A 1382-nucleotide genomic window follows, 5' to 3' on the forward strand; every position below is an offset into this window, starting at 1 on the left:
TAAGTCCCGAAAAAGAGTTATCCACTTTTCATAATTCCGCTGCCTTCATTTATTCAGGAGTACTTTCAGGCCCCTTTACAGGGCTTGTGGATAAGTACTCTGAAAAGCCCGAAAAACTAATAGTTTTTTGAGGTTTTCAGAGTATTCATCTATTAGTAAAAATGACGAATACCCTGTCTGCCTGATTCGCTTTTTCTTTATCTTTGCGTTACAATAGGAACATCAGATAAAGGAGAACGGCATCCATGGCAAAAGTATATACAGAAGAAGTGGACATTGAAAGAGTAAAAGTGGACATTAAGAGTGGAGAAGTGGACATTGAAAGCACAAAAGTGGACATTCGAAATAAATTACTTTCTTTCTCAGATACGATTTCAGAAAAAACAATAAATCATACAGTAGAAATATTTTCAAAATGTGGAAAAGAAAATTGTTTCGGAAGAACGATAGTTGAAGAAATTACTGGATTAAAGCCATCAAGAGCTTCCAAGTTAATAAAACTGTTGGTTGATAGTGAGGTAATCGTACCTGTAACAGGACATGGAAAAGGAAAATATCGGTTTCAATAAAAGTGAACATTGAAAGGGTGTTAATGCCATTCGCAAAAATGCCCAAAACAAATCGGCGTACTGATATATTACCAAATATGGTAGCAGTATTTAGAATAATTTTGTATTATAAAAGTGTTACAAAATATCGGCGTACCCGCCACACGTTTACAAAGTCAAACGGTCTGTACGCCATGTCTTAACCTTATGATTGCAGATATTAGCAACCTGTCAAAGGGTGTAAAAACTCAGTAACTATGCGGGTTCGCGTACTGTTAAAGCAGTGAAAAACGACACCGCATGTGGAGACGGTAGTACTGCTTTCCCACAAAAAGCCAGACGGACATATCAACGTAAAAGTTGAGTTTGGCGAGGGTGAGGGAAAAGTTCCACTTGATAATATTGCTAAAAGAGCGGAAAGCTATAAGCCCAAAGAACGAGTGACCTACAAAATGATAAAGGAGTACATAGAAGCTAAATACGGCTTCAAAGTACATACCGCATATATTGCAGAGGTAAAGAGAGATTTAGGCTTGCCGATGTACGATGCTCCTAATGCGGTAGAGAAATTGAAACAGCCGAGGAAGCATCCAACTCCAGAGAAGGTTGAAGCAATAAAGGATGCATTGAAGCATTTTGAAGTGATTTAATAATGATGAGCGTATCATTAAAATAGTGGTACGCTTTTCTTTAAAATATTTGGGAAGCAATATATAAGTGCTGAATATGCTTGAAAGGAGCATTCCTGTAATTCATAAAAAGCGCCAATTGAATAAAAAAGAACCTCAAGGTATGATTGAGTTGCATCTTGGCGGATGTAAACAAAACAATCAA

1 protein-coding gene and 1 pseudogene are annotated in these 1382 nt (G+C 37.0%); both read left to right on the top strand.

The genetic code is table 11. The annotated features are described in order from the left end of the window. Window positions 1–245 precede the first annotated feature (245 nt). Window positions 246–569: a hypothetical protein gene (locus LKD46_RS16480; RefSeq protein WP_015524383.1), complete on the top strand. Its 324-nt coding sequence runs from the start codon at window positions 246–248 to the stop codon at window positions 567–569. A 272-nt stretch (window positions 570–841) separates the two neighbouring features. Continuing rightward, window positions 842–1198, top strand: a pseudogene (locus LKD46_RS16485) (23S rRNA (uracil-5-)-methyltransferase RumA); the annotation flags it as partial. Window positions 1199–1382: the final 184 nt, after the last annotated feature.

It is taken from the genome of Blautia fusiformis (assembly GCF_020686995.1).
Taxonomy (GTDB): domain Bacteria; phylum Bacillota; class Clostridia; order Lachnospirales; family Lachnospiraceae; genus Blautia_A; species Blautia_A fusiformis.

Bases quoted from the DNA above. Each gene is read 5' to 3' on its own strand.
- LKD46_RS16480 (WP_015524383.1), top strand. From the start codon at position 246: ATGGCAAAAGTATATACAGAAGAAGTGGACATTGAAAGAGTAAAAGTG.